The organism is Lentzea sp. NPDC036949, assembly GCF_055608075.1.
In genome coordinates this window covers 418,647-443,723 of record NZ_JBVJRA010000002.1, presented here as the reverse complement: position 1 = coordinate 443,723, position 25,077 = coordinate 418,647, and the positions used below count along the sequence as shown (strand labels likewise).

17 protein-coding genes are annotated in these 25,077 nt (G+C 71.6%); 7 read left to right on the top strand and 10 right to left on the bottom strand.

The window, feature by feature from the left end:
* Positions 1-250: 250 nt before the first annotated feature.
* On the top strand, positions 251-1,000 hold the full coding sequence (locus ACZ7CD_RS07940) for a dTMP kinase (protein WP_470378580.1): 750 nt from the start codon (positions 251-253) through the stop codon (positions 998-1,000).
* Between the two features lie 37 nt (positions 1,001-1,037).
* Here the strand turns inward: ACZ7CD_RS07940 and ACZ7CD_RS07935 are convergent, their stop codons facing one another.
* The 8 genes from ACZ7CD_RS07935 to ACZ7CD_RS07900 all read right to left on the bottom strand — a co-directional run bounded on the left by ACZ7CD_RS07935 (position 1,038) and on the right by ACZ7CD_RS07900 (position 13,066).
* Positions 1,038-3,680, bottom strand: coding sequence for a DEAD/DEAH box helicase (locus ACZ7CD_RS07935; RefSeq protein WP_470378579.1), 2,643 nt, complete (start codon positions 3,678-3,680; stop codon positions 1,038-1,040).
* Positions 3,681-3,759: 79 nt separating this feature from the next.
* Positions 3,760-7,170, bottom strand: coding sequence for a helicase-related protein (locus ACZ7CD_RS07930; protein WP_470378578.1), 3,411 nt, complete (start codon positions 7,168-7,170; stop codon positions 3,760-3,762).
* A gap of 131 nt (positions 7,171-7,301) precedes the next feature.
* Complete coding sequence (locus ACZ7CD_RS07925; protein WP_470374003.1) at positions 7,302-8,513, bottom strand: sensor histidine kinase; 1,212 nt, start codon at positions 8,511-8,513, stop codon at positions 7,302-7,304.
* Entirely contained in the window at positions 8,503-9,999 is a 1,497-nt protein-coding gene (locus ACZ7CD_RS07920) for a glycosyltransferase family 2 protein (protein ID WP_470378577.1), read from the bottom strand. The genes ACZ7CD_RS07925 and ACZ7CD_RS07920 overlap by 11 nt, the downstream gene beginning before the upstream one ends.
* Positions 9,996-11,084, bottom strand: coding sequence for a HEAT repeat domain-containing protein (locus ACZ7CD_RS07915; protein WP_470378576.1), 1,089 nt, complete (start codon positions 11,082-11,084; stop codon positions 9,996-9,998). Before ACZ7CD_RS07915 ends, ACZ7CD_RS07920 begins: the two co-directional genes overlap by 4 nt.
* Positions 11,081-11,455 carry a response regulator transcription factor gene (locus ACZ7CD_RS07910; protein WP_360383593.1) on the bottom strand — a complete coding sequence of 125 codons (375 nt, stop codon included), beginning with the start codon at positions 11,453-11,455 and terminating at the stop codon, positions 11,081-11,083. Before ACZ7CD_RS07910 ends, ACZ7CD_RS07915 begins: the two co-directional genes overlap by 4 nt.
* A 104-nt stretch (positions 11,456-11,559) precedes the next feature.
* Positions 11,560-12,018 (bottom strand): MaoC family dehydratase, encoded by a 459-nt coding sequence (locus ACZ7CD_RS07905; protein WP_360383596.1) that lies wholly within the window; start codon positions 12,016-12,018, stop codon positions 11,560-11,562.
* Positions 12,019-12,052: 34 nt separating this feature from the next.
* Positions 12,053-13,066, bottom strand: coding sequence for a beta-ketoacyl-ACP synthase III (locus ACZ7CD_RS07900; protein ID WP_360383599.1), 1,014 nt, complete (start codon positions 13,064-13,066; stop codon positions 12,053-12,055).
* A gap of 343 nt (positions 13,067-13,409) precedes the next feature.
* Here ACZ7CD_RS07900 and ACZ7CD_RS07895 point away from each other — a divergent pair, with 343 nt between their 5' ends.
* The 5 genes from ACZ7CD_RS07895 to ACZ7CD_RS07875 all read left to right on the top strand — a co-directional run bounded on the left by ACZ7CD_RS07895 (position 13,410) and on the right by ACZ7CD_RS07875 (position 21,565).
* On the top strand, positions 13,410-13,637 hold the full coding sequence (locus ACZ7CD_RS07895; protein WP_458434402.1) for an acyl carrier protein: 228 nt from the start codon (positions 13,410-13,412) through the stop codon (positions 13,635-13,637).
* Positions 13,634-14,854, top strand: a complete 1,221-nt coding sequence (locus tag ACZ7CD_RS07890; protein WP_360383601.1) for a beta-ketoacyl-[acyl-carrier-protein] synthase family protein — start codon at positions 13,634-13,636, stop codon at positions 14,852-14,854. The genes ACZ7CD_RS07895 and ACZ7CD_RS07890 overlap by 4 nt, the downstream gene beginning before the upstream one ends.
* Before the next feature lie 29 nt (positions 14,855-14,883).
* On the top strand, positions 14,884-16,725 hold the full coding sequence (locus ACZ7CD_RS07885; protein ID WP_470378575.1) for an acyl-CoA dehydrogenase family protein: 1,842 nt from the start codon (positions 14,884-14,886) through the stop codon (positions 16,723-16,725).
* A gap of 27 nt (positions 16,726-16,752) precedes the next feature.
* Entirely contained in the window at positions 16,753-18,219 is a 1,467-nt protein-coding gene (locus ACZ7CD_RS07880) for an acyl-CoA carboxylase subunit beta (protein WP_470378574.1), read from the top strand.
* Between the two features lie 451 nt (positions 18,220-18,670).
* Complete coding sequence (locus ACZ7CD_RS07875) at positions 18,671-21,565, top strand: ATP-binding protein (RefSeq protein ID WP_458432357.1); 2,895 nt, start codon at positions 18,671-18,673, stop codon at positions 21,563-21,565.
* A gap of 22 nt (positions 21,566-21,587) precedes the next feature.
* Here the strand turns inward: ACZ7CD_RS07875 and ACZ7CD_RS07870 are convergent, their stop codons facing one another.
* The gene (locus ACZ7CD_RS07870) at positions 21,588-22,409 is read right to left on the bottom strand and encodes a hypothetical protein (protein WP_360383612.1); all 822 of its coding nucleotides are present in this window, start codon (positions 22,407-22,409) and stop codon (positions 21,588-21,590) included.
* 292 nt (positions 22,410-22,701) lie between these two features.
* Between ACZ7CD_RS07870 and ACZ7CD_RS07865 the strand changes: the two genes are divergently transcribed.
* Positions 22,702-23,904, top strand: a complete 1,203-nt coding sequence (locus ACZ7CD_RS07865; protein WP_470378573.1) for a fumarylacetoacetate hydrolase family protein — start codon at positions 22,702-22,704, stop codon at positions 23,902-23,904.
* On the opposite strand, the gene ACZ7CD_RS07860 is transcribed toward ACZ7CD_RS07865, so the two are convergent.
* Positions 23,831-25,066, bottom strand: a complete 1,236-nt coding sequence (locus ACZ7CD_RS07860; RefSeq protein ID WP_470378723.1) for an MFS transporter — start codon at positions 25,064-25,066, stop codon at positions 23,831-23,833. The genes ACZ7CD_RS07865 and ACZ7CD_RS07860 overlap by 74 nt on opposite strands.
* Positions 25,067-25,077: the final 11 nt, after the last annotated feature.

Below are 25,077 nucleotides of genomic sequence, written 5' to 3'. Positions count from 1 at the left end.
GAGTGACGAGAATTGCGCACGGTGACGCACACCGATTCCGTCATCCATTCGGACAACGTGAGAAACTTTGAACATGAAATCCTCCCGGCCTGTCCGAGGTGACTGTACCGACATCGACTCCGCCCGGCGTGTCGAAATCCGACCCGACACTCATGTGGTGGGAATATCACCTTGATTCGAATGCAACGTGAAAGGCCTACGCAATTCCTGGAGAGGGATCGCCGTTCGGGCCGGGGAGGACGATCGAACAATGATCATCGCTTTGGACGGGCCCGATGGCGCGGGCAAGAGCACTCAAGTCCGCGACCTGGTCGCATGGGCACGGGCGGAGGGCCACTCCGCCGCCGTCGTCGGCAAATGGGACGTCTTCCGCCACGACGTGGTGCCGCACGCGCGGTTCCTGCGGGGCACGGACCAGGTGGACCTGCGCACCTGCATCGCGGAGATGCCCACCCCGGCACGGATGCTGTTCCTGGGGTGGATGAACGCCACCGCGGCCACACTCGCACTCGAACGCACCGAGGACCTCGTGGTCCTGGACGGCTACTGGGCGAAGCACGCGGCAGCCGAACTGCTCGCCGACTGCCCACCCGACCTCGTGCACACGATCAACGCCGCGATGGCGCCCGTCGACTCGGTCGTCTACCTCGACGTCACGCCGGAGGAGGCCCTGCGCCGCAAGGGCACCGACCTCGCCCCCTACGAGTGCGGCCGGGACGCCGGGTGCTCCCCCGCGCGCTTCCTGACCCACCAGACGGCCGTCCGCCGGGTCCTGCTCGACTGGGCGCGCACGCGAGGATGGACGGTGATCCCCAGCGACTCCCGGCAGAACGTCCAACACGCCCTGCGCGACCACGTCGCCGCACTGCTCTCCGCCCCTCATCGCGGTACGACGGCGGTGATCGACTGGTCAACCGGATCACGCCCGCTCCGCGCAGCCACCACGGCCTCGGCGGACATCAGCCCGACCGCGACCGGGAGTCCGATCCGAAGCCGGTGATCCGGCGGCCGGCCGAGTGGCGCGGGGCGCTCGGGGTCTACGAGGCCGGGCCGCCGAGCAGTCGTTTCCGTTCGGCGGCCACGATCTCGCGGGCGATCTCGGCGTCGGAGATGTCGAACGCCTCTGGCGCGCTGTCCGCCGTCGCCGAGGTGCGTGCGAACTCGTCGAAGAGCTCGCGCTTGCGCCCGAGGATGTCGGTGATCCGGCGGTCGACGCCCTCCTCGGACAGCAGCCGGTGGACCTGGACCGTCTCGAGCTGGCCCATCCGGCGCGCCCGTGCGATCGCCTGCCACTCCGTGGTGGGCTTGAGCTGCGGCTCGCAGATGACGACCACCGAAGCGGACTGGATGTTGAGACCGACACCGCCGGCCACGATCTGGGCGACCAGGACCGCGCCGCCGGCTGCCTCGGAGAACTCGTCGACCATCGCCTGGCGCCGGGCAGCGGGGACCGATCCGGTGAGCGGCCCGAACACCTTGCCGGGCAGGATGCGGGCGACGTCGTCCAGGACGCCCCGGAAGTGGGAGAAGACCAGCACCTTGCGCTGGTTCTCCTCGGCCTCCTCCACGATGTCGAGGAGCCTGCGGACCTTCTCGGACCTGTGGCCCGCCCGCAGCGCGGCCTGGCGCATCGCCATGAAGTTCGACTCGGACACGGACGCGCGGTAGGCCCGCTGGTCCTCGTCCGAGAGCGGCAGCCACTCCTCCACCTCGACCAGCTCCGGCAGCTCGGTGAGCACGTCCTCCTGGTTGCGCCGCAGGTAGACGGGGGCGACCTGCTTGCGGAACTGGCGCGGGGCGTGCTCCCCCGCGTCGACCGCGAGGTCGGGGCGCAGGTAGTCGACGAGGTTGCGGAACTCCTCGATCCGGTTCTCCAGGGGCGTGCCGGTCAGCAGGACCGCGCGCGGGGCGCCGCCGATGAGCGCCCGCGACCTCGCCGTCCGCTTGGCCTCGGGGTTCTTGATGTAGTGCGCCTCGTCGAACACCAGGCAGGCGGGGGCGGCCTTCGCGGGAACCCGTCCCTCCAGCCACGCCAGGCTGTCGTACGTCGTGACGGCGACGCCGCCGTCTCTGACCCACTGCCTGAGCGCGTCGTCGCGGCCCTGGCCGTGCAGCCGGAACGCCCCCAGGTCCGACTTCGACCGGACTTCGCGGACCCAGTTCGTCACCACGGCCGCGGGGCAGACGACCAGGAAGTGGTGGGAGCCCTTGGCGCGCAGGTGCGTGAGCACGGCGATCGCCTCGACGGTCTTCCCGAGGCCCATCTCGTCGCCGATGATGACCTTGCGCTGCACGATCGCGAACCGCGCGCCGAACGACTGGTAGCCGCGCAGCGAGGCGCGCAGGTGGGACGTCTCCAGCTTGAGGTCGCGGATCGCGTCGAGGATCTCGTCCGGGAGGTCGCCGCCGGTGCCTTCCTCGTCACCGCTGAGGAAACCCAGCTCGGAGAGCATCGCGTAGTAGTCGGCGGGACGCGCGAAGAAGTCCTCCCACGGGTCGGCCGCGCCGCGGGACGTGCCGCCGCCGTCGTGGTGCCCGAGCGCCCCCGCCCAGTTCGTGACCCTGTCGCAGACCGCGCGAAGGTCCGCGACCTGCCGTTCGGCGGGGATCACCACCAGGTGGGTGGCGCCGTTGGCGACGGTGTTCGCGATGGCGCGCAGCTCTTCCACGGCCGCCAGCTCGGCGGCGGCCGCGCCGATGGACCGGACCGCGGACCAGGCGCGCAGGGCGCGGAGCAGCTCGGTGGCCGCGGGCGTCCGCTTGGCGATGTCGATGCGGACCGGCATCTCGTCCAGGGTGGTCTGCCAGATGGTGCGCGCGGCCCCGATCATCCGCTTGCCGGTCACCTCGCCCACGCCGGGAAGCGCGGGGATCGCGTGTTCGTGCCGCAGCACCGCGCCGACGGTGGTGATCCCGGCTTCGCGGAGCGCGCCGAGCCGGAGCTGTCCGCTCGTGGCCTCCCGCAGGCGTTCGACCGGCATCTCGGCGACCATCGCCATGGTCTCGTCCTGGCGCAGCGCTTCGGCGGCGGTGGCGACGACGGCCTGGACCTGGTGCACCTCGCGCAGCGACCGGTCGATCGCCGCCAGGGCCGCCCGTGCCGGTGCCAGGAACCGCACGTCGACCACCTGGGAACCGGCCGGGAGCCGGTGGGCGAAGCCGACCTCGGGCGCCAGCAGCATGTTCTCGGGGACGTCACGCGTCAGCGCCGGGTCCCACCGCTCCAGCTGCGCCAGTGCGGTCAGGGCACCCGAGCCGGTCAGCCGGCCGTCGAGCTCGGCGAGGTGCTGCACGCTGCCCGCTGCCTTCTCCTTGCGGGCCTTGGAGGCGAACAGGCGCCGGGCGCCGAACGCCGATCTGCTGTCGGCCAGCGCCGTGCGGACGCGGTCGTTCAGGAGACCGGTCAGAGCCTCGTGCGCCTGCTCGGAGACCTGCGGCAGCTCGTGCGCCCGCCGCAGCGCGGTGACGCGGGCTCGGTCGTCGGGGCGCAGGCTGATGGTCTGCCACAGAACGGTCTGGCCGACCCCGCACCGGTGCACGTGGCGCTCGATCTCACTGGCGGCGGCCGCGGCCTCGTCCGCGACGGCCTTCCTGGTCGCGCGCACAGTCGCCGCCCGGTGGGACCACTGCTGGAGGCTGGCCGCGATCTCCTTGGCGCGCTCGCGTTCGACCTTGTCCATCGTTCTCTCTCGTCACCCTGCCTGCCGGCGTCGACCGGCGGGAGCTGCGGTCTGCTGTCCCCTCGCGAGCGTGTCCTGGTCAGAAGGGCGCTGTCCCCTTCGACCACGACTGGGCCCAGTCCCCGCGGACGCCCGTCGCCGCGAAGCCTCCCAGGTCGGTGGTCCTGAAGGGATCGGCGAGGTAGCGCACCTGGTCGTGCTCGGGACCGCGCGGGTCGACGGAGACGAGGGCGAGGCGGTAGTGGGGTGCGGCGTTCTTGCCCGTCATGACCTCGTTGTGGGTCACGAAGAAGTCCTCGGCACCCGCTGTGCGCGCCTTCACCTCGATCCGGATGGCGGTGCCGTCCGGGGCGGCGGAGAGCACGTCGAAGCCGGGGTTGGTGAAGGCCTGCTCCTCGGGTGCGCGGCCGAGCTTCCGCTCGGCCGCCAGGACGAGGTCGATCCCGCGCCGCTCGACCTCCTTGGTCTCCTTGGCGTGCAGGGGCGCGTTCCGGTCGATCTCGTCGGCGACCAGTGAGAGCGGGAGGACCAGTGCGGCGGTGACGAACCGCGGTGGCTGCGTCGACATGTGGCTCTGCCGGTCCAGCAGCTCCATGCGCCTGGCGAGCCGGACGTCGAGCTCGGCGGCCTTGCCGGCGAGGCTGGTGGCCGTCTCCTTCACCTTCTCCCCGCGCCGCTGCTTCTCCTGGGCGGCGGAGGCGTCCCGGAGCAGGCGCTCCCGCTCGGCGACCAGGCGTTCCCGGACCTGGTGGCGCGCCCGTTCCAGCTCGGCGGCACGGGCCGGGCGGACCTCGTCGAGGTACTCGCGGAGCCGGTGGGCGCTGATCCAGCTGAGCGCCTTGGTCTCGGCGTCGGCGAGCCACGCGGCGGTCTTGGCCTGGTCCACCCCGTGGCCGCGAGGAGCGGCCACGCAGTCCAGGTACGGCGCCGGGCCCGCGGAGGTGACGGTGCCGTGCTCGTCCACGAACACGTACCCGAAGCGGCGTGCCACGGACGCGCCGGTGGCGTCGTTCACGGTCTCCTCGACGCCGACCAGGAGATGGGGTTTCTCCAGCGTCGCCGACACCAGGACCGTGCCGGCGGCGAGGGAACCGGAGAACCGCTCGATCGCCAGGTCCACCACCGCGTCGTGCAGCGGGTGGCCCGGCGCGAGCAGGTCGGCCCGGACGGCTTCCTCGTCCCCGATGTGGTCGAGCGCGAAGCACACCCGCTCATACCGCGACGCGACCGGGGCGTGCGCGTGGGCGCGGACCGCCGGTGGGACGTGGGGGATCTCGAAGCGCCCCTTCTCCCGCCGGACGACCTTGCCGCCCAGCCGGGCGAACGCGACCTTGAACGCCATCTCGACGTAGTGCGGCTGCAGGCGCTTCGCCCTGGCTTCGTCCATCGCCGCCCGCATCGTCTGGAGGTCGTCGTCCGAGAAGCCGGTCGCGGCCAGCGCCCGCTCGGTGAGCAGGTGCCGCACCCTCTTCCCGGCTGCCTCGTCGATGACCTCGTGCATGCGCGCCCGTACTTCGGGCTGCTCGCCGTATTGGATGGCGCGCAGCAACAGGTCGCGCAGGGGTGTTTCCGCGAACGCCTCGCCGAGGACGTCGAAGACCTTCCCGCCGTAGGACTCGCTCATCTGCTCCAGCTTCCGGAGCAGGGTGGCGAAGACCTCGCCCTCACGGGTGTCGGTGGCCACCAGGTTCCACAGCCGGCACACCTCGGTCTGGCCGATGCGGTGCACGCGCCCGAACCGCTGCTCGATGCGGTTCGGGTTCCACGGCAGGTCGTAGTTGACCACCAGGTGCGCGGCCTGGAGGTTCAGGCCCTCGCCCGCGGCGTCCGTGGCCAGCAGCACCTGGCACCCCGGGTTCTGGGTGAACTCCTCGGTGGTCCTGCGCCGGTCCAGTCGCCGCACCCCGCCGTGGATCGCCACCACCGCCTCGGGCCGCCCCAGCAGGGTGGTGATGCGTCCGCGCAGGTAGTCCAGCGTGTCCCTGTGTTCGGTGAAGACGATCAGCTTGCGCGGCACGCCCCTGCCATCGGTCGTGAGCGTGTGGTCGTGGAGGATGCGGGACAGCTCCGACCACTTGCGGTCCGTGCCGGACGCGCGGACCCGGGACGCGGCCGCGATGAGCACGTCGAGCTCCTTGAGCTCGGCGCTGAGCTCGGCGACGGTCTGGGCGGCCGTCGCGGCGTCCACGACCTCCTCTTCGAGGGACTCCAGCTCCTCGGCGCTCAGCTCGTCGTCGTCGAGGACAGCGAGGTCGGCGTTCGGAAAGGACTCGGCGAACGAGCCCGCCTCGATCTCGCGCTTCTTGCGTTCGAGCCGCTCGGCGCGGCGGCCCAGTGACCGGTGGATCGCCTCGGGGCTCGAAGCCAGCCGCCGCTGGAGAACGGTCATCGCGAACCCGACGGTGTTCCGCCGCTTCCCGTCCAGGCGCTCGGCCCGGTTCATCCCGGTGCGCACGTACTCGGTGACGTCCTCGTACAGCTCCTGCTCCAGCGGGGTCAGCTGGTACGGGACCGTCTCGGCGACGCGTTCGGGGAACAGCCGCTTCCCCTCGAAGGTGAGGAGGTCCTCCTTGACCACGCGGCGCATGAGCCCCGCGGTGTCGACCGTGGTCTTCTTCCTGCCCGCGAACCGGTCCCGGTCGAGCAGGGTGAGGAAGGCCTGGAAGTCCTCCTCCTTGCCCGAGTGCGGGGTGGCGGTCATCAGCAGCAGGTGCCGGGCGATCTCACCGAGCTTCTCCCCCAGCAGGAACCGCTTCGTCTTGCGCAGCTCGCCGCCGAACCAGTTGGCGCCCATGCGGTGCGCCTCGTCGACGACGACGAGGTCCCACCGGCTCTCCAGCAGCTTGCGCTGGAGCTCCTCGTTGCGGGCGAGCTGGTCCATCCGCGCGATCACGAGGTTCTTCGCATCGAAGACGTTGACGTTGACGTTCGCGTCGATCAGCTGGTTGGTGAGCAGGTCGAAGCTGAGGCCGAACTTGAAGAAGAGCTCGTCCTGCCACTGCTCGACCAGCCCACCGGGAGCCACGACGAGACACCGCTGCACGTCGTCGCGGAGCACGAGCTCCTTGACGTAGAGACCCGCCATGATCGTCTTGCCCGCGCCGGGGTCGTCCGCCAGGAGGAACCGCAGCGGTGTGCGCGGCAACAGCTCCCGGTACACGGCGGAGATCTGGTGCGGCAACGGGCGGACGTTGCTGGTCGCCACCGCGAGCATGGGGTCGAAGAGGCCGGCCAGCTGGATCCGCTTGGCCTCGGCGGCCAGCTTGAAGTCCTCCGCGGGAGCGTCGAACGCACGCGCCCCGCTGTCGGCGACGGTGAGCGAGTCCTCGTCGTCGCGGTAGACGAGGCGCTGCCCCAAGGAGCCGTTGACGCGCTTGTAGGTCAGCTCGACGGTGTCGGCACCGTGCGGCTGAGCGAAGAGGACGGTGACCGTCTCGCCCGGCTCCACCCCGTTCAACCGGACACTGGACGTCAACGACTCCAACCGCACGCGCAAAGCTCCTGTCGACCGCACCACGACGTTCCCCACGGCATGTCGTGGCCCCGGCACGCGGTGTTACCGGCCGGCGTGCCATCACGTCACGCCCTGGCGAACGTCTCCGCAAGATCGCTTCGGCTCGATCAGGCGGCGGGCAGGGTGAACCAGACGGTCAAGCCGCCGTCGATGCCGTCGGCCATTCCGATCGTGCCGCCGTGGGCGGTGACGACGCGTCGGCAGGTGGCCAGTCCGATGCCCGTGCCGCCTTCGACCGTGCCGTGCTGGTGCACCTGGCTCAGCAGCGCGAAGGCCTCTTCGCGGCGTGCGGGTGGGATGCCCCTGCCGTTGTCGGCGATCTCGACGCGCACGAACTCGCCACTGTGCTTCGCCCGGATCCGCACGCGGAGCCGCCGGTCGGGGCGTGCGAAGCGGACCGCGTTGCTGATGACGTTCTGCAGCAGCGCTCGCAGGTGTGTCTCGTCGCCGCGGACTGCCGGCAGCGGTTCGAGGTCCAGCTCCACCGGCTCGGTTCCCGCGCCGGTGGAGCGGTCGTCGACGAGGTCGGCGAGGAGGGTGCCGAGGTCCACGGACCGGCACCTCAGCTGTCCGCCGAGCTTCGCGTACTCCAGCAGTTCGTCGACCAGGGCGTGCATGCGGTTCGCGGCGCCCCTGCCGCGTTCGACCAGTCGCCCGGCGGTCGGGGCGGCCACGACGGCAGGGTGGTCCGACAGCAGTTCGAGGAATCCCGTGATGCCCGCGAGCGGGTTGCGCAGGTCGTGGCTGACCCGTCCGGCGAAGTCGGCGAGCTCGCTGTTGGAGCGCAGCAGCTCGGCGCGGGCCGCGGACAGTTCCGCGACGGTGCGGGTGAGCGCCAGGCCGGACCGTCGCAGCTCCAGCACGTCGACGGCCTGGTGGGCGAGCAGGTCCAGGCTGCGCCGCTGTCGCGGGTCCAGCCGGCGGGGGACGTCGTCGAAGACGCACAGGGTGCCGAGCACGGCGCCGGAGGGCGCCTGCAGCCTGCTGGCGGCGTAGAACCGGACCGATGCGATCCGGCCCGTGACGAAGGGGTTGGCGGCGAAGCGGGGGTCCTCCCGTGCGTCGAACACCTCGACCGGCTCCGGGGTGACGATCGAGACCGCGCACATCGAGTCCTCCCGCGAGCAGACCGAGGGTGAGATCCCCACCGCCGCGACCTGGTGCTGCAGGTGCTCGCTGATCAGGTTGACCGCGCCGTGGGGTGCCCCGCAGACCTGCGCGGCCAGCTCCGCGAGAGCTTCCAGGTCGGGATGGCGCCCCAGGTCCTCGATGCCGTACTCGGCCAGCACGGAGTCGCGGTCACGCAGGTCAACGGGCATCGGGCACCGCCTCTCCCGGATGTGCCACCGGTCCGGACGCGGGCACGGGACCGCCCGCGGGCTCGGCGCTGGCGAACCCCACCCGCGTCATCCGGCCCCACTCGGCCTTCCCGCCCCGCAGGGCGTCCACCAGGCCGCGCAGCCGCCACACCGCCGTCAGCTGCCGGTAGCCGACGTTCTCGACGACCGCCACCACGAGGGCCACCGCCAGGTCACGCCAGCCGCGGTAGCGGTGGAACGAGTACTCCTCCACCACGAGGGCGACGAGGGAGAGCGCGACGCCGTAGCCGAACGCCACCAGGAAGAACAGCACGGCGAAGGCCCAGTCGACGGCCCCCATCAGCAGCCCGGCGGCGAGTGCGACGAGCCCGAACAGCTCGACCACCGGCGCGAGCAGCTCGAACAGCGCGTAGAACGGCAGTGCCAGCGTGCCGACCGCGCCGTACGCCGGGTTCCCGAGCATCCTGCGGTGCTTCCACAGGACCTCCGCAAGGCCTCGGGACCAGCGGCGCCGCTGGCGGCCGAGCACCCGCAGCGACTCCGGCACCTCGGTCCAGGCCACCGGCTCGGGGACGAACACGACCCTGGCGCGCCGCCGGTGCTCGCGCATCCAGCGGTGCAGGCGGACGACCAGTTCGGCGTCCTCCCCGATCGTGTCGACGTCCAGCCCACCGACCTCCACCAGGACGTCGCGCCGGAACAGGCCGAACGCCCCGGAGACGACGACGAGCGCGTTGAGGGCCGACCAGCCGGAGCGTCCCAGCAGGAACGCACGCAGGTACTCCACGACCTGCGTGCGTGCCAACCAGGTCCTCGGCATGCGCAGCTCGGTCACGCGTCCGGCCGTGACGGTGCTGTCGTTGACCGCGCGCACGACGCCGCCGGTGGCGACCACGTGTTCAGGGTCGTCGCCGAAGGGCCTGGCCACGACGAGCAGGGCGTCCGGGTCGAGGAGCGAGTCGGCGTCGACCATGCACACCAGCGGTTGGACCGAGACGTTGATGCCGGTGTTGTTCGCCGAGGCCTTGCCGCCGTTCTCCTTGCGGACCACGACCAGCGGCACCGCTCCCGGCGGGGCGTGCACCGAGGTGATGGCGCCGCGGGTGAGGACGTCCTCCGGCACCACCCGCGGGACCTCCACCAGACCGAAGTGGGAGCGCAGCACGTCGAAGGTGCCGTCGGTGGAGCCGTCGTCGACGACCACGACCTCGAAGAGCGGGTGCCGCAGGGCCAGCATGGCGTTGACGCTCTCGACGATCGTCGCTTCCTCGTTGTGCGCCGGCATCACGACCGAGACCCCGAGCGCCAACGGGTCGGTGTACGTCTCTTCGAAGCCCGCGTACGGGCGGCGCCGGAGGTGGCGGCGGAACTCGCGCACCGCGAGCAGGATCAGGCCGAGGTAGCTCGTGTTCAGCAGCAGGAAGTAGGCCAGCACGAACCAGTTGGCCAGAACGACGACGACGCTGACGACGCCCAACGCGGTCATGGCCGCACCGTCGCCGACAACCCCCTGGCGTTCGCCGCCGCCAGAGCCTCCCGGGCGTGCCCCGAACGGTCAGCCAGCCGCGCGAGAGCGGCCACTCCGTCAGGGCGGATCGCGGCGAGAGACGCGGCGGCCGTGTGCGCGACCCAATGCACGGGATCGTCGACCAGCTCGGTCAGCACCGGGACCGCGCGCCGCGCGCCCAGCACGCCCAGGGCCTCGGCCGCCGTCACCCGCAGCACGAGCGGCTCGCGGGCGGAGGTGGCGGCGATGACGTCGTCGACCGGGATGGGAGCGCCGATCAGGCCGAGAGCACGGACCGCACGCAGGCGGACCTCGGTGGAGCGGTCGGTGCGCAGCATCGCCACGAGCACGGGTGCCGCCGCCACCGCGCCGATCAGGCCGAGGGCTTCGGCGACCTGGGCGCGAACGAGGTCGTCGGCGTGGTCCGCCGCGGCGAGCAACGGTGGGACCGCCGCTGGGCCGACCTGCCGCAGCGCGGTCATGACCAGGTGGTGCGGTAGCGGGGGTGTGCGCCGCAGGCCGTGCACGAGTGCGACCGCCGCGCTCGGGTCGGCCAGCCGGCCGAGGGCCCGCACGGCCACGGCCCGCACTTCCAGGTCTCGGTCCCCCAGGAGTCGTGCGAGCTGCGCCGTCGCCCCCGGTCCGCCCACCGCGCCGAGCAGGTGGGCCGACCGGGCACGCACCACGGCGCTGCGCCGATGTGCGCCGCGCATCGCCCGCTCCACCGAACCCCGCCGTTCGAGCAGGCCGACCACGGCGGTTCGCGCCTCGCCGCGCACCTTGCCGAGCATGGCGACCGCGACCGGCTCCAGTGCGCGCCACGTGCGCGCATCCACCGCGGCGAGCCGTTCCACGGACACGGCATCGTCGTCTTCTCCTGCGACCAGCCGGACCAGCCACGGGCGAGCGGAAGCCACCAGGCCCGCGCGGCGTGCGTCGGTGACCCGCAGCCACCACCGGCCGGCCAACACCGCCAGGGAGAGGGCGACGAGCAGCACGGCGAGGCATCCCACCGCGACGACCAGCACGTCGCGGTCGATCGACGGGGACACCGGTGAGGTCATCGCCGGCTGCGGGCCAGGACGGCGCGGACCCGGCTGGCCAGCTCACGGGGGCTGAACGGTTTGGTGAGGTAGTCGTCCGCTCCCCAGTCGAAGCCGCCTTCGACGTCGCTCTCCCGGGCACGGGCGGTCAGCAGGATCACCGGGATGCCGGCGGTGGCCTCGGCCGCGCGCAGTTCCCGGCAGACGTCCAGGCCGGTCATCCGGGGCATCATCACGTCCAGGACGGCGATGTCCGGCAGGGCGTCGCGGGCCAGGGTCAACGCCGTGGCGCCGTCTTCGGCGACGAGCACGTCGTAGCCCGACTGCTCGAGCTTGAACACCACGACGTCCCGGACGTCAGCATCGTCATCGGCGACGAGCACGGTGGTCATGGGAACTCCCGAACTCTCGGTCTCCCGTTCGAGGTACCCCTGATTAGACCATTCAGTCCTTCACGTCATCTGGATGGCGCAACCGCCGCCGGAAGAACGCCGTCTCACCGGTAGAGCATGACCAGGTCGGCCTTGCAGGCGGGACGGGGCTTCCCCTCGACCTCGACGACGACCGACACCACGGCCTCCACGAAGTCACGCGCCCGCGACTTCGCCGACGTGAGCTCGGCGGTCAGCCGGATGCGTCCTCCGGCCGGAACCGGTGTGGTGAAGCGCAGCGCGTCGACGCCCCTGTTGACGACCGACGAGGCCCCGTCGACGCGGAGCACCTCGTCGAGCATCGGGACCACCAGCGACAGGGTGAGGAAGCCGTGCGCCACCGGTCCTCCGAACGGACCCGCGTCGGCCGCGGGACCCGCACGGTGGATCCACTGGTGGTCGCCGGTGACGTCGGCGAAGCCGTCCACCGTGCGCTGGTCGACGGTGCGCCACGAGCTCGTGCCGAGCCGGTCGCCGACGGCGTCGAGCAGGTCGGCCGGTGTGGCGAAGATCCGGGCCGTCATGAGGCGGTGGTGGTGAGCGGTTCCGGGGAGGCGGTCACTCGATGACCAGTTCCGGCCAGGTCAGCACGGTGGAACCCCAGCTGAGGCCCGCGCCGAACGAGGTGACCAGTACGCGGTTGCCTGCGACCAGCTCCCCTGCGGCGGCGGCATCGCCGAGGACCAGCGGGATGGAGGCGGCGACCGTGTTGCCCACGCGGTCGACGTTCAGGAGGAAGCGCTCTTCCGGCACCCGGAGGTTGCGTGCCACCGCGCTGATGATCCGGGCGTTCGCCTGGTGGCACGCGAAGCGGTCCACGTCCTCGAGGCGCCAGCCGGCGTTGTCGAGCACCTTGCCCGCCGACTCGCTCATGCGCGCCACGGCGTGGCGGTACACCGGCTGGCCGTCCATCCGGAAGTGGACGTCGGCGGGGTCGAGCGGCTCTCCGGAACCGCGCTGCTCGGAACCACCGGCGGGCACGATCAACAGGTCCGAGCCGGTGCCGTCCGATCCCAGGTCGAACGGGCCGAAGGCGCCCGGTTCGTCCGCGGTGCCCGCGCGGAGCACCACCGCGCCGGCGCCGTCGCCGAAGATGGCCGCGGTGGTGCGGTCCTGCGGGTTCAGCACCGTGGTGAAGGTGTCGGCGCCGATCACCAGCACGCGTTCGGCGATGCCCGCGGCGATGTGGCCCGCGGCCGTCGCGAGCGCGTACACGAAGCCCGCGCACACGGCGTTGAGGTCGAAGGCGGGCACCCCGCTCAGCCCGAGCCTGCTGGCGACCTCGGGCGCGGTGGACGGGCAGGGGTGGTCCGGTGTCGTCGTGGCCACGATCACCAGGTCGACGTCCGCGCCACCGGCCGACTTCAGCGCACGGGCACCCGCCTCCACCGCGAGGACCGAGGTCGACATGCCGGGTTCGAGCACCCGGCGCTCCCGGATGCCGGTCCGCTTCCGGATCCACTCGTCCGAGGTGTCCAGCTGACGAGCGAGCTCGTCGTTCGTCACCACCCTCGACGGCAACCACGTGCCGATCCCGCACAGCACCGCGGCACGGCGTTGATCCGCTGTCATACGTTCTCCCGTTGATCTCGCGTGGCGCGTCGACGCCGGTACGACGTCATCGACGCTAACCAGCGCGAGCCGGAATCGACTGTGGAAGTCCACAGCGGCGCGTTCCCGGCCGCATCACCGCCAAGCCGAACCGCACCGATGTCATCGGCACACCAGCGGGTCCGTCGTCCTCGGGTCCTAAGTGGACGGGATGGCGAGGTGGCCGCACGGTCCGATCAGGTCACACAACCGACTGTGGTTCTCCACAGCACGGACCTCCCCCACCTGTCGCAGAGTTGGTGCTGCCAACGGTTGCCGACGCGCCGCCGAGCCGCCCATCGCAGGAGGAAACGTCTTGTCCAGCGTGTACAACACGATCGCCGAGGTCCTGACGACCAAGTTCGCGGTTCCGGCCGACACGATCACCGCGGACACCGCGCTCGAAGAGGTGCTGACCGACTCCCTGGACGTGGTCGAGTTCGGCGTCGTCATGGGCGAGCACTACAACGTCCTGATCTCCGACGAGGAGCTCGAGACGGTCACCACGATCGCCGACGTCGCCGGGCTGCTGAGCGGCAAGGTCGCGGCATGACCTCGCGTCCCGAGGTCGTCATCACCGGCCGGGGGATGGTGACCTCGGCGGGCGTCGGCGTCGACGAGAACTGGAAGCGCGTCAGCGCCGGCGAACCGACGGCCGTGCTCGGTCCCGACCTCGGTGTGCTGGGGACCCAGGTCGTGTGCCCGGTCACGGACTTCGACGCGCGGATGCTGCTCGGTCACGGTGCTCGGCGGCTCGACCGCTACAGCCAGCTCGGCATCGTCGCCGCCGGCGAGGCGGTCCAGGACGCGGGACTGCGGACCAGCGACTGGGACGGCGCCCGCGTCGCGATCGTCATCGGGGTGTCGGTCGGCGGCATGGAGACGCTGACCACGCAGCACGTGGCGATGCTGAACCGCGGCCCGGCCGCGACCTCACCGCTCACGATGCCGATGTCGCTGGTGAACATGGTGGCCGGTCAGCTCGCCATCCACCTGTCGGCGACCGGTCCCAACCTGACGGTGTCGACCGCGTGCGCCTCCGGTGCCACCGCGATCGGCACGGCGCGGATGCTGCTGCAGTCCGGTGCGTGCGACGTCGCGGTCGCGGGTGCCGCCGATGCCTCGCTCGTGCCGCTCGTGCTCTCCGCGTTCGCCAGGATGGGGGCGCTCACCAAGCGGTCAGCGGACCCGAGCAGGGCCTCTCGCCCGTTCGACCGCGACCGGGACGGGTTCGTGGCGGCGGAGGGCGCGGCCATCGTCGTCCTCGAACGGGAGGCGGACGCCCGTGCCCGCGGCGCGACGGTCCGGGGCCGGGTGCTCGGCTACGGCGCCTCCGCCGACGCCCACCACGTGACCAGCCCGCACCCCGACGGCGTGGGCGCACGCGCGGCGATCACCGCGGCGCTGCTGGACGCGGGCCTCACCGGTGCGGACGTCGACCACCTCAACGCGCACGGCACGTCGACCAAGCTCAACGACCAGGCAGAGGCGAAAGCGGTGCGCGAGGTCTTCGGCGACGGGATCTCGGTGGCCTCGACCAAGGGCGTCACCGGCCACCTGCTCGCGGCGGCCGGGGCGGCCGAGACCGTCTACGCCTCCCTCAGCATCGAACACGGGCTGGTCCCGCCCACGGCCAACCTCGAGAACCTCGACCCGGAGATCGACCTCGACCTCGCCCCGGTGGCGAGGCGGCAGGCGATCGAGATCGCCATGAGCACCTCGTTCGGGTTCGGCGGGCAGAACGCCGCGCTGCTCGTCGGCGCGCCCTGACCGGCACCCAGAGAAGAAGGAGCAAGCAAGTGGTTGCGCACGACGCTCGATCGGAGGCGCTCGCGCGTCTCACCGCGGACCAGGTGGCGGAGTTGCGCGGACTGCTGCGGTACGGCGCCGACGAGGAGCACGACCGGTACGCCAAGCTCTTCTCCACTGCGGCCTTCGACCAGGTGGAAGGCCGCTCGCCCGCCGAGAACGCCGCTCTCGCCTACCGCCGACTGCGGCAGGTCAACGCCGAGCTCGGACCCGTTCGCGAGTTCGTCAGCGGTGACCTGGAGCGCTTCCTCGTCCTGCACGAGTGGGCCGGTGTGCTCGACCCGACCCTGGTGTCGGTGCTGACCATCCACTACAACCTGTGCCTCGGCGCCGTCCTGGAGCTCGGCGGTGACCGGCCGGAGCTGGCCGCCGTGGTCGACGAGCTGGCCAGGATGGACTCGGTCGGCGTCTTCCTCGCGACCGAGCTGGGTTATGGCAACAACGTCGCCGAACTGCGCACACGGGCGGTCTACGACCGTTCGACCGACGAGTTCGTGCTCACCACGCCGAGCCACGAGGCGCGCAAGTTCATGCCCAACACCGGCCTGGACGGCGTGCCGAAGATCGCCGTGGTGCTGGCCCGGCTGGAGATCGACGGTGCCGACGAGGGCGTGTTCCCCTTCGTGGTGCGCATCCGCGACGAGAACGGCCCGTGCCGGGGAGTCGACGTCAAGCCGCTGGGCGACAAGCCGGGGCTGGCGCTCGACAACGCCGTCACCACCTTCCGGGGCGTGCGCGTTCCGCGAGCGTTGCTGCTGGACGCCGCAGAGCCGGTCATCGCTGCGGACGGGAGCCGCACGGGTGCGGTCAGGTCGTTGCGCCGCAGGTTCACCAGGGCGATGACCAGGGTGCAGACCGGCAAGCTCTGCCTCACCTCCGCGACCGCGGCCGCCGCCCGCGCCAGCGTCTTCATCGCCGTCCGGCACGCGCACGGCCGGCACGTCACCGTCTCCGGTGGCCGGTCCGTTCCCGTCATGACCTTCCGGACCCACCAGGCCCAGCTGCTCGACGCCCTGGCCAGGACGTGCGCCGTCAGCGTGCTGTTGAACGGGACCAGGCGGCAGGCGGCGCGGAGCTCTCTCGCCTCGGTCGAGGTCAAACGCGCGCTCGCCGTGACCAAGGCGCTGGTCACGTGGACGGCGCAGGACGTGGTGACCACCTGCATCGAACGGTGCGGAGCGCGGGGCATGTTCGCGCACAACAGGATCTCGCCCTACGTGGCACTGGTCCAGGGATCGATCACCGCCGAGGGCGACAACCAGGTCGTGCTCCTGGACGCCGCCAACGAGATGCTGCTCGGCCGCGGCTACGAGCCACCGGTCTCGGCACCCGGTCACGGCGCGCTGGACGACCCGGAGTTCCTGCTCCGCCTGTTCTCGCACCGCGAGAACAGGGTCTACGAGGAAGCACGCGCGGCACGCAGGACCGGTGACGACCCGTTCGAGCGAGCCAACAGCGCCGCGTTGCCGGCCTCGGAGCTCGGCAGGGTGCACGGCGTGCGGCGTGCCCTCGAAGAACTCCACGCGCTGGCGCAGCGAGCCACCTCCGCCGAGGTCGGTGAGGTCCTCCGGGCGCTGTTCCTGCGGTTCGCCCTCGCCGAACTGGGCCGGGACGCGGCCTGGCACCTGTGCGACGGCACCCTCGAACCCGCTCAGGCCCGAGAGCTGCCCTCGCTGGTCGCTGCGGTCGACGAACGGCTCCTGCCCCGGGTCGAGGACGTCGTCGACGCCTTCGGCATCTCCAACGACGTGCTGCGCGCTCCCATCGCCTCCGCGGACTACGTCGAGGCCTACGCCGAACTGCTGCCCGTACCCGATCTGCCGCTGGTCTGACCACGAGAGCCGACGGAGACAGAACCCGTGACCACGACGATTAACCCGGCCGCGACCCCCGCGCCGGTGAAGCCGGCCAAGCCCGGTGCCCGCGACGCGCTGAACGCGCTCGTCGACGCCGGCAGCCTGGTGGAGTTCGGCGCGGAGGCGAAGCACCAGTGCACCGCCTTCGGCATGCAGGCCAAGACACCCGCTGGAGATGCGGTGATCACGGGCACGGCCGAGATCGACGCGCGGCCCGCCGCCGTGTTCGCCCAGGACGTCTCCGTGCTGGGCGGGACCCTGGGCGCCACCCACGCGCAGAAGATCGCGCAGGTCCTCGACCAGGCGGAGCGGGCGCGGTGCCCGGTGGTGGGCGTGCTGGACTCCGGCGGAGCGCGCATCCAGGAGGGGGTCTCCGCTCTCGACGGGTACGCGTCGATCTTCCGCCGCAACGTGGCCCTGTCCGGGCGGGTGCCGCAGATCAGCGTGATCCTCGGTGCCTGCGCGGGCGGTGCCGCCTACTCCCCCGCGCTGACCGACCTGATCGTGATGGACCGCCAGGCGCACATGTTCCTGACCGGTCCCAAGGTCGTGCGCAGCGTGACCGGTGAGGACGTCACCGCCGCGGACCTCGGCGGTGCGCCCGTCCACTCCGCCATGTCCGGCCTCGCACACCTCGTGACCGAACGCCCCGAGGACGCGTTCCCGCTGGTGCGCCGGATCTTGTCCTACCTGCCCAGCTCGTGCTGGGACGAGCTGCCGCTGCACCTGGCCCGCGAGCCGGAGACCGACCCCGAGGTGCCGTCCGAACAGCGCAAGACCTACGACGTGCGGCGAGTCGTGCGCGGGCTGGTCGACGGGGACAGCTTCCTCGAGCTCCAGCCGCACTACGCCGCGAACATCGTCATCGGCTTCGCGCGGGTGGACGGCATGCCGGTGGGGGTCGTGGCGAACCAGCCGAACACGCTGGCGGGCACGCTCAACGCCCAGGCGGCCGAGAAGGGCGCACGGTTCGTGCGGATGTGCGACGCCTTCGGCCTCCCCCTGGTCACGCTCGTCGACACCCCGGGTTTCCTGCCCGGCCGGTCCCAGGAGACCGACGGCGTCATCCGCCGCGGCGCCAAGTTGTTGTACGCCTTCGCGGAAGCGACCGTGCCCAGGGTGACCGTGATCCTGCGCAAGGCCTACGGCGGCGCGTACATCGTGATGAACTCCAAGCAGCTCGGCGCCGACCGCGTGTTCGCCTGGCCCACGGCGGAGATCGGCGTCATGGGAGCCGAGGGCGCGGTGGAGGTCGTGTTCCGCCGCGAGCTCGCCGCGAACCCCGGCAAGCGCCAGGAGCTGCTGGAGAACTACCGCGCGGAAGCACTGTCGCCGGCACTGGCGACCGCACGCCAAGCCGTCGACGCGCTCATCACGCCGACGCAGACCCGCGACGCGATCATCAAGGTCATCCGTCCGTTGATGCGTGCCCGGCGCCCGGAGCACCGGCACGGCAACATGCCGCAGTGACGACAGCTCAGAACTCCATCTCCGCCTCACCCAGGATGCCGCCTTCCGCTACCGCGAGGGCGGCATTCTGCTGCGCGCGGTGCGGTGCCTGAGCTGATCTCGCGGAGCCGTCAGCCGGAGGGGCTCGTCCTGTGCCAGGGACTGGAACACCGGTTTGCCCCGCCGGTCACGACTGCCTTCAATCGAGAGGCGACTTCGATCAAGAGGCAGCGCACACGGCGGAGGTGTGACCGAATTCATTTTTCTCTTTTTTCCTTATCGCCCCAAACGACATCCTCGTGCGGATGTGATAAATCTCGTCGCACCCCGGGAGAAGCGTCCCCCGAATGCCTCATTTACGCCCGTGACCAGCAGGGTACCCTCGCGTGGAATTGAAAGAGCAAATTTAACACCCGTGGACTAATACGATTATTACCCGAACGGACCAGCTGCTGACTACGGAGCGTTCACGATGAAAGCCGACGCAAGTCGACGCCGGAATCTCAACAGCCGGACCGCCCTCGTCGGCCGCGGGGCCGAGTTGCAACGCATCACGGAGGCCCTGGACGCAGCGGAGGCCGCCATGCCCTCCACGCTCCTGTTCGAAGGAGCGACCGGCATCGGCAAGACGGCACTGCTGGACGCCGCGTGCTCGATGGCACGTGAACGCGGATTCGTCATCTGCAGGGCCGTGGCGTCGCCGATGGAGCGGGAGATGCCGTTCGCCGTGGTCCAGCAGCTCTTCGAGCACCTGCGCCTGGAGCGGACCAGCGGTTGGGACGAGGAAGCCGCACCGCACGGGCACGCGGTCATCGCCGGGCACCCCGCGGGCGACCTGGGCGACTTCGAGGAGGTCCACGTCCACCGGGCGATCCGCGACCTCTACCGCATCACGACCGGTCTCGCGCAGCACGCGCCCCTCTGCCTCGTCATCGACGACGTGCAGTGGACGGACGTGCCGTCCCTGCGCTGGCTGAACTACCTGGTCCACCGGGTGGCCCGGCTCCCGGTCACGATCCTGCTGGGCCGCACGTCCGGCATCCGGCCGACCGATCCGATCCTCCTCGCCGAGCTCGAGATCTACTCGGAGCGGCTGCGGCTGGGCGTTCTCACCGCGCCGGACGTCGCGGCCCTCACCGAGCAGGTGCTCGGACGCGCACCGCACGAGAAGTTCACCGCCTCCCTCCTGCGGGCCACCAACGGCTGCCCCATGGTGTCCACCCAGATCCTCTCCCTGATGAGGGAGCAGTCGGTGGCACCGGACGAGCAGGCCGCGGCCAACCTGATCACCCCGCAGCCCGAGGAACTGGGGCGGTCCGTGCTCGCGCGGCTCAACCGGCAGTCACGCGAGCTGGTCGAGGTCGCCAAGGCGATCGCCGTCGTGGTGCCACCTCACCTGGAGCTCCTGGCCGCGGTCACCGGCATGAGCAGCGGCGCGGCCGCGGACCAGGTGCGCCAGCTCGAGGGGATGGGGGTGCTCGCTCCGGAGGGCGAGCTCACCTTCGCCCACTCGGCGCTCAGGAGCGGGATCGAGGAGGCCGTCGCCTACGGTGACCAGGAGGAGCTGCACGCCAGAGCCGCGCGGTTCCTGCACCGGACGCGCGCGTCCTCCCTCCTCATCGCACGGCACGTCCTGCGGACGTCCTCCCGTCTGGGTTCCTGGGCCGTGGACGCGCTCCGGGCCGCCGCCGAGACGCTGATCACCGAGGGCGATCCCCAGTCCGGTGCGAAACTGCTGAACAGGGCCCTGCAGGAGGACGTCTCCGCCGCACAGAGGCGAGACCTGGTGCTGCGGCTGGGGTTCGCCGAGACCTACGTCGACCCGCGGATGGCGGTCGTGCACCTCGAGGAGGGCATCGGCGAGCTGGACGACCCGGAGAGGACCCTCGCGGTCGTCTGCCGGCTCGCCCAGGTCCTGTACCTCGACGGTGCCTACGACAAGGCGGACGAGGTGCTGAGCCGCGCCGTGGACGAGATCGGGCCCAAGATCCCCGCGGCGGTCGACATGCTGCAGCTGCTGAGAAAGCTCACGGTGCCGTCGCGGGACCCCTCGACCGGCCAGGTGGACCTCACCCGCTTCGACGAGCGGGAGTGGCGCAGTCGCGACGCACGTGGTCGCAGGCTCGCGGCGCTGATCGCCGAGGACGCCGGCAACCGGGGAACCGACCTGCACCTGTGCCGCGAGGCGGCCGTCGCGGCGATGCAGAACGGCGCGGCCGCCATGCTGCAGCACCCGCAGCGGCTCCTCGGCGTGCTCAACGCCTTCATCCGCACCGATGACCTCGAACTGGTGATGCGCTACTGCAACGACGTCCTGCTCGAAGCGCACCGGGAGGGGTTGTCGCTGATCGAGCTGCTCGGCCACACCGTCCGTTCCCGGGCGCACTACCACTGCGGGTCCTTCACCGAAGCGGTCGCGGACGCCAGGCTCGCGTTGTCCGCGGCGAGGAAGGCGGAGCTGCCGCCCGACCACTTCGGGAACGTCTACGCCGTCGAAGCGCTGATGCGCGCACACATGGAGCTCGGCGCCCTCGACGACGCGGAGGAGGCCCTCCTGCTCCTCGGCAGGACGCGGACGCTGCCGCAGACCTGGCCGCACACCGCGCTCCTGCACGCGAGGGGTGCGTTGCGCATGGAGCGCGGTGACGCCGCAGGAGCGCTCGCCGACCAGCTCGAATGCGGTGAGCGCCTGGTGTCCTGGGGCATGGGCAGTCCGGCCGTGCGCCCCTGGCGCTCCTACGCGGCGCTGGCCAGGCTCCGACTGGGGCAGCGCAGGCAGGCACTGGACCTGGCGCTCGAAGAGCTGACGCTGGCACGGAAGTGGGGCGCGCCGACCGTCGTGGCCCGCGCGTTGCTGACCGTGGGCATCGTGACCGGCGGTGCCGCCGCCGCGCCCTGGCTGTCCGAGGCCGACGCGCTGCTGAGGGGGTCGCCCGCGCGGATGCTGCACGCCAGGGTGCTGCTCGAGCTCGCCGTCACCCAGTGGGAGAAGGGCCACCGCGACGCGGCACGGCGCCACCTCGCGGAGGCGCGGATGCTGGGCGAGCAGTGCGGCGTCGTCGTGGAGCCAGGACAGCGGCTCGCGGGTCTGGGGGTCGGCGCCGCGGGGAGTGAGCTGGTGCGGCCTCGTGCCGAGCCGGCGAGCGTGCCGCCACCGGGCCCCTCGTCCACCGCGCTGCTGACGCCGCACGAGTACCGCGTGGCGAGCCTGGTGCTGGAGGGGAGGTCGAACGACGAGGTCGCGCACAAGCTCAACGTCACCCGGCGCACCGTCGAGTTCCACCTCACGAGCATCTACCGCAAGCTCGGTGTGCGCCGCCGGACCCAGCTGTCCTCCGCACTCGGCGGCTTCGTCTCACGGAGGTGACGTCGCCGGAGCGCGCCGGGCGCTACCGCTGGTCCAGCGAGGAGATCGTGTGCTTCGCCGGCGCACGGCCGGCGGGCGCTGTGCCTTCCTTCTGCTGGGTGTTCGCCGAGTAGTGGGCGACGGCGATGGCCCCGGCGAACGCCAGCACGAACCCGATGGTCGCGGCGGTCAGGTACCCGTCGCGGACGGTGTCACCGAGGTAGACCAGGCCGACGAACGACGAGAGCGCCGTGTTCGTGGTGAACATGATCGCGGTGACACCGGTCGGGCCGCCCTTCTGCAGGGCCATCGCGAACAGCACTGCCGCGACGAGGCCGTTGAGGACGATGGCCCAGGCCGCCGGTTCGAGGACCAGTCGCCACGCGGTGTCGGGGAGGTGGAGGGTCCTGGCCGAGATGCCGACGACGCTGTAGGCGATGCCGGAGCCGAAGGCCAGTGCGACGGTGGCCCAGACGTGGTTGTGGCGGCGGGCGTAGACGGCGATCGCCGCCACCGGGAGTGCCACGGCCACGAGGACCCACCGCCACTGCGGCGGCAGGGCCTGGGCCCTGCCCGGCTCCGCGGAGACGCCCAACAGGACCAGGCCGATCGCGCCGACGGCCAGTGCCACCCACCCCGACCTGCGCAGGCGGGTGCCCATGAAGGCGCTGATCATGGCGGTCACGCCGACGCTGAACGCGAGCATCGACTGGACGAGGAACAGCGGCAGGCGGTGCAGGGCCGCGGACGCGCACGCGAACCCCAGCAGGTTCACGCCGAGACCGAGGAAGTACCGCCACTGGCGCCAGAGAGCGATGAGATCGCGAGACGATCCGCCGTGCGCGGCGACACGCCGGACACCCATCGACTCCAAGATCGAACCACTGCCTGACGCCAGGGTCGCCAACACAGCGAGGACGTAACCCAGAGCCATTCGTCCATTGTGTCAGCCGGTGTGCGCGGTGCTTTCAACCTCCCCGGGCCAGTGCGGTCCCGACCCAGTCCCCCGGGGCACGGGTCAGGGGGTCCGGTGCGGCGGTGAACAGCGCAGCGGCCACCTGACCGGTCAGCGATGGGGTACAACAGTCGCAGCGCCACACCCGCGATCACGCCGTCACGACGGCAGAGACCCGGCCACCGCAGCAGGAAGGGTTCCCATGGGGATCTCGCTCACCGCAGCCGACGTCCTCCCCGGCGACGCAGCGGACGCCACGCTGGCCGGGAGGGTCTTCGACCCGTCCGTGAGCGGCCCTTCGGTCGTGGCGGTCCGCGGTGAGGAGGTCGTCGACCTGTCGCCGGTGGCGCCGACCGTGTCGGCGCTGCTCGAACGGCCGGACGCGGTGGAGGTCGTCAGGACGCACCCCGGTGGCACGTCGTGGCCGCTCGCGGAGGTGCTGGCGGCCACGGCGAGCCGGGCCGCCGGTGCCGTCCCCCGGTTCCTGGCGCCGGTCGACCTGCAGGTGCTCAAGGCCGCCGGCGTGACGTTCGTGCGCAGCATGCTCGAACGGGTCATCGAGGAGCGCGCCGACGGGGACCCGGCGCGGGCCGAGGAGGTGCGCGCGAAGGTGGGTGCGGCCGTGCGGGGCCACATCTCCCACCTGCGGCCGGGGTCCGCCCAGGCCGCGGAGGTGAAGGGGGTGCTGCAGGCGGAGGGGCTGTGGTCGCAGTACCTGGAGGTCGGCATCGGGCCCGACCCCGAGATCTTCACCAAGGCGCCGGTGCTCTCGGCGGTGGGGCTGGGCGCCGACGTCGGCGTTCTCGCCCGCTCGGAGTGGAACAACCCCGAGCCCGAGCTCGTCCTGGTCGTGGACTCGCGCGGGAAGCCGGTCGGCGCGACGCTCGGCAACGACGTCAACCTGCGCGACTTCGAGGGGCGCAGTGCCCTGCTGCTCACCGAGGCGAAGGACAACAACGGCTCCTGCGCCGTCGGGCCGTTCCTCCGGCTGTTCGACGACGGGTTCACGCTCGCGGACGCCAAGGCCACCGAGATCGCCCTGGACATCACCGGGCCCGACGGGTTCGAGCTGCACGGCGTGAACCCGGTCTCCGAGATCAGCCGGGAGCTGGAGGACCTCGTGTCCCACGCCTTCGGTGCCCATCACCGCTACCCCGACGGGTTCGTGCTGTTCACCGGCACGATGTTCGCCCCGACCGAGGACCGGGACCAGCCCGGTGAGGGGTTCACGCACAAGGTCGGGGACGTCGTGCGCATCTCCTCGCCACGGCTGGGGGCGTTGACGAACGTCGTGAACACGGCCGAGGACGCGGAGGACTGGGCGTTCGGCATCACCGCGCTGATGGAAAACCTCGCCGGCCGCGGTCTGCTGGGGTCGCGCGCAGGTCGCGGACCGACCGGCTGAGCAGGGGAACGAGCGCCGCGGCCACGAACGCGACCCCGCCGGCGAGCGCCACCGTCCGCGCACCCCACTCGGCCGCTGCTCGTCCCACCACGAGCAGCCCGATCGGAATCGCGCCGAAGGACAGCAGGTCGTCGTAGGAAGACACCCTGGAGAGGACTTCGGGGCGCACGTTCTGCTGCAACGCGGTGTCCCAGGTGACCCCGGACACCGTGAACCCCATCGCGCCGACGAAGACGCAGACCAGCAGCACCGGCAGACCGGCGTCCGCGCCCAGCGCGAACAGCGGGAGCGCGCCGAAGGCCGCCGCGACCATTCCCGCACGCAACGGCCTGCGCAGCACGAGGCGGTACATCAGCAGGCTCATGGCGACGAGGCCGGCCGCGCGCACGCTCAGCACCAGACCCCACGCCGCGTCGCCGCCGTCCTCCCTGGTGAGCGTCGGGCCGAGCACCTGCCAGGGGCCGACGTTCGCGAGGTTGACGACGAAGAACGCCAGCGACGTGACCCACACCCAGGTGGTCGACCTGAACTCCCGCCAGCCCGCCCGGATGTCGGGCAGCAGGCTGCCGCGCGCGCCGCTGACCCGTCCGGACCTCGGCAACCGGGACAGCAGCGCGGCCGCGATGAGGAAGCTCAGCGCGTCGGCGGCCACGGCCCAGCCGCCGCCGGCGACGGCCGTGATGACGCCGGCGAGGGCGGGGCCCGCGACCCGGCTGACGTTGCGGCTCAGGGACAGCGCGGAGTTGGCGCGGTGCAGGTCCTCCGGTGCGACGAGCTCGGGGACGATGCCGCGCAGGGCGGGCGACGCGAACGCCTCGAGTGCGCCGTGCGCCACCGCGAGCAGGGACACGGGGAGCAGGTCGAACGTGCCGGACAGCAGGATCGCGGCGACGCCCGCCTGCGTCAGTCCGGCCCCGAGGTTGGCGTGGACCAGCAGGGTCCTGCGCGAGAACCGGTCGGCCACGGCACCGCCGACGAGCAGGAGCACGAGCTGAGGACCGATCCCGGCCGCCAGCACGATGCCGAGGTCGGTGGCGCGTCCGGTGGCCCCGAGAACGCCGAGCGCCAGCGCGACGGACGACATCGAGGAGCCCAGGAGGGAGACGGTGCGGGCGGCGAGGAACCCCCTGAACGGTGGCCGGAGGACGGTAGAGTCGATCATCTTCACCGGGC

What these genes read in the sequence shown, in the direction of transcription:
- ACZ7CD_RS07940 (WP_470378580.1), top strand. Translation starts at nt 251, where the DNA reads ATGATCATCGCTTTGGACGGGCCCGATGGCGCGGGCAAGAGCACTCAA.
- ACZ7CD_RS07935 (WP_470378579.1), bottom strand. Translation starts at nt 3,680, where the DNA reads ATGGACAAGGTCGAACGCGAGCGCGCCAAGGAGATCGCGGCCAGCCTC.
- ACZ7CD_RS07925 (WP_470374003.1), bottom strand. Translation starts at nt 8,513, where the DNA reads ATGCCCGTTGACCTGCGTGACCGCGACTCCGTGCTGGCCGAGTACGGC.
- ACZ7CD_RS07920 (WP_470378577.1), bottom strand. Translation starts at nt 9,999, where the DNA reads ATGACCGCGTTGGGCGTCGTCAGCGTCGTCGTCGTTCTGGCCAACTGG.
- ACZ7CD_RS07915 (WP_470378576.1), bottom strand. Translation starts at nt 11,084, where the DNA reads ATGACCTCACCGGTGTCCCCGTCGATCGACCGCGACGTGCTGGTCGTC.
- ACZ7CD_RS07910 (WP_360383593.1), bottom strand. Translation starts at nt 11,455, where the DNA reads ATGACCACCGTGCTCGTCGCCGATGACGATGCTGACGTCCGGGACGTC.
- ACZ7CD_RS07905 (WP_360383596.1), bottom strand. Translation starts at nt 12,018, where the DNA reads ATGACGGCCCGGATCTTCGCCACACCGGCCGACCTGCTCGACGCCGTC.
- ACZ7CD_RS07900 (WP_360383599.1), bottom strand. Translation starts at nt 13,066, where the DNA reads ATGACAGCGGATCAACGCCGTGCCGCGGTGCTGTGCGGGATCGGCACG.
- ACZ7CD_RS07890 (WP_360383601.1), top strand. Translation starts at nt 13,634, where the DNA reads ATGACCTCGCGTCCCGAGGTCGTCATCACCGGCCGGGGGATGGTGACC.
- ACZ7CD_RS07875 (WP_458432357.1), top strand. Translation starts at nt 18,671, where the DNA reads ATGAAAGCCGACGCAAGTCGACGCCGGAATCTCAACAGCCGGACCGCC.
- ACZ7CD_RS07870 (WP_360383612.1), bottom strand. Translation starts at nt 22,409, where the DNA reads ATGGGTGTCCGGCGTGTCGCCGCGCACGGCGGATCGTCTCGCGATCTC.
- ACZ7CD_RS07865 (WP_470378573.1), top strand. Translation starts at nt 22,702, where the DNA reads ATGGGGATCTCGCTCACCGCAGCCGACGTCCTCCCCGGCGACGCAGCG.
- ACZ7CD_RS07860 (WP_470378723.1), bottom strand. Translation starts at nt 25,066, where the DNA reads ATGATCGACTCTACCGTCCTCCGGCCACCGTTCAGGGGGTTCCTCGCC.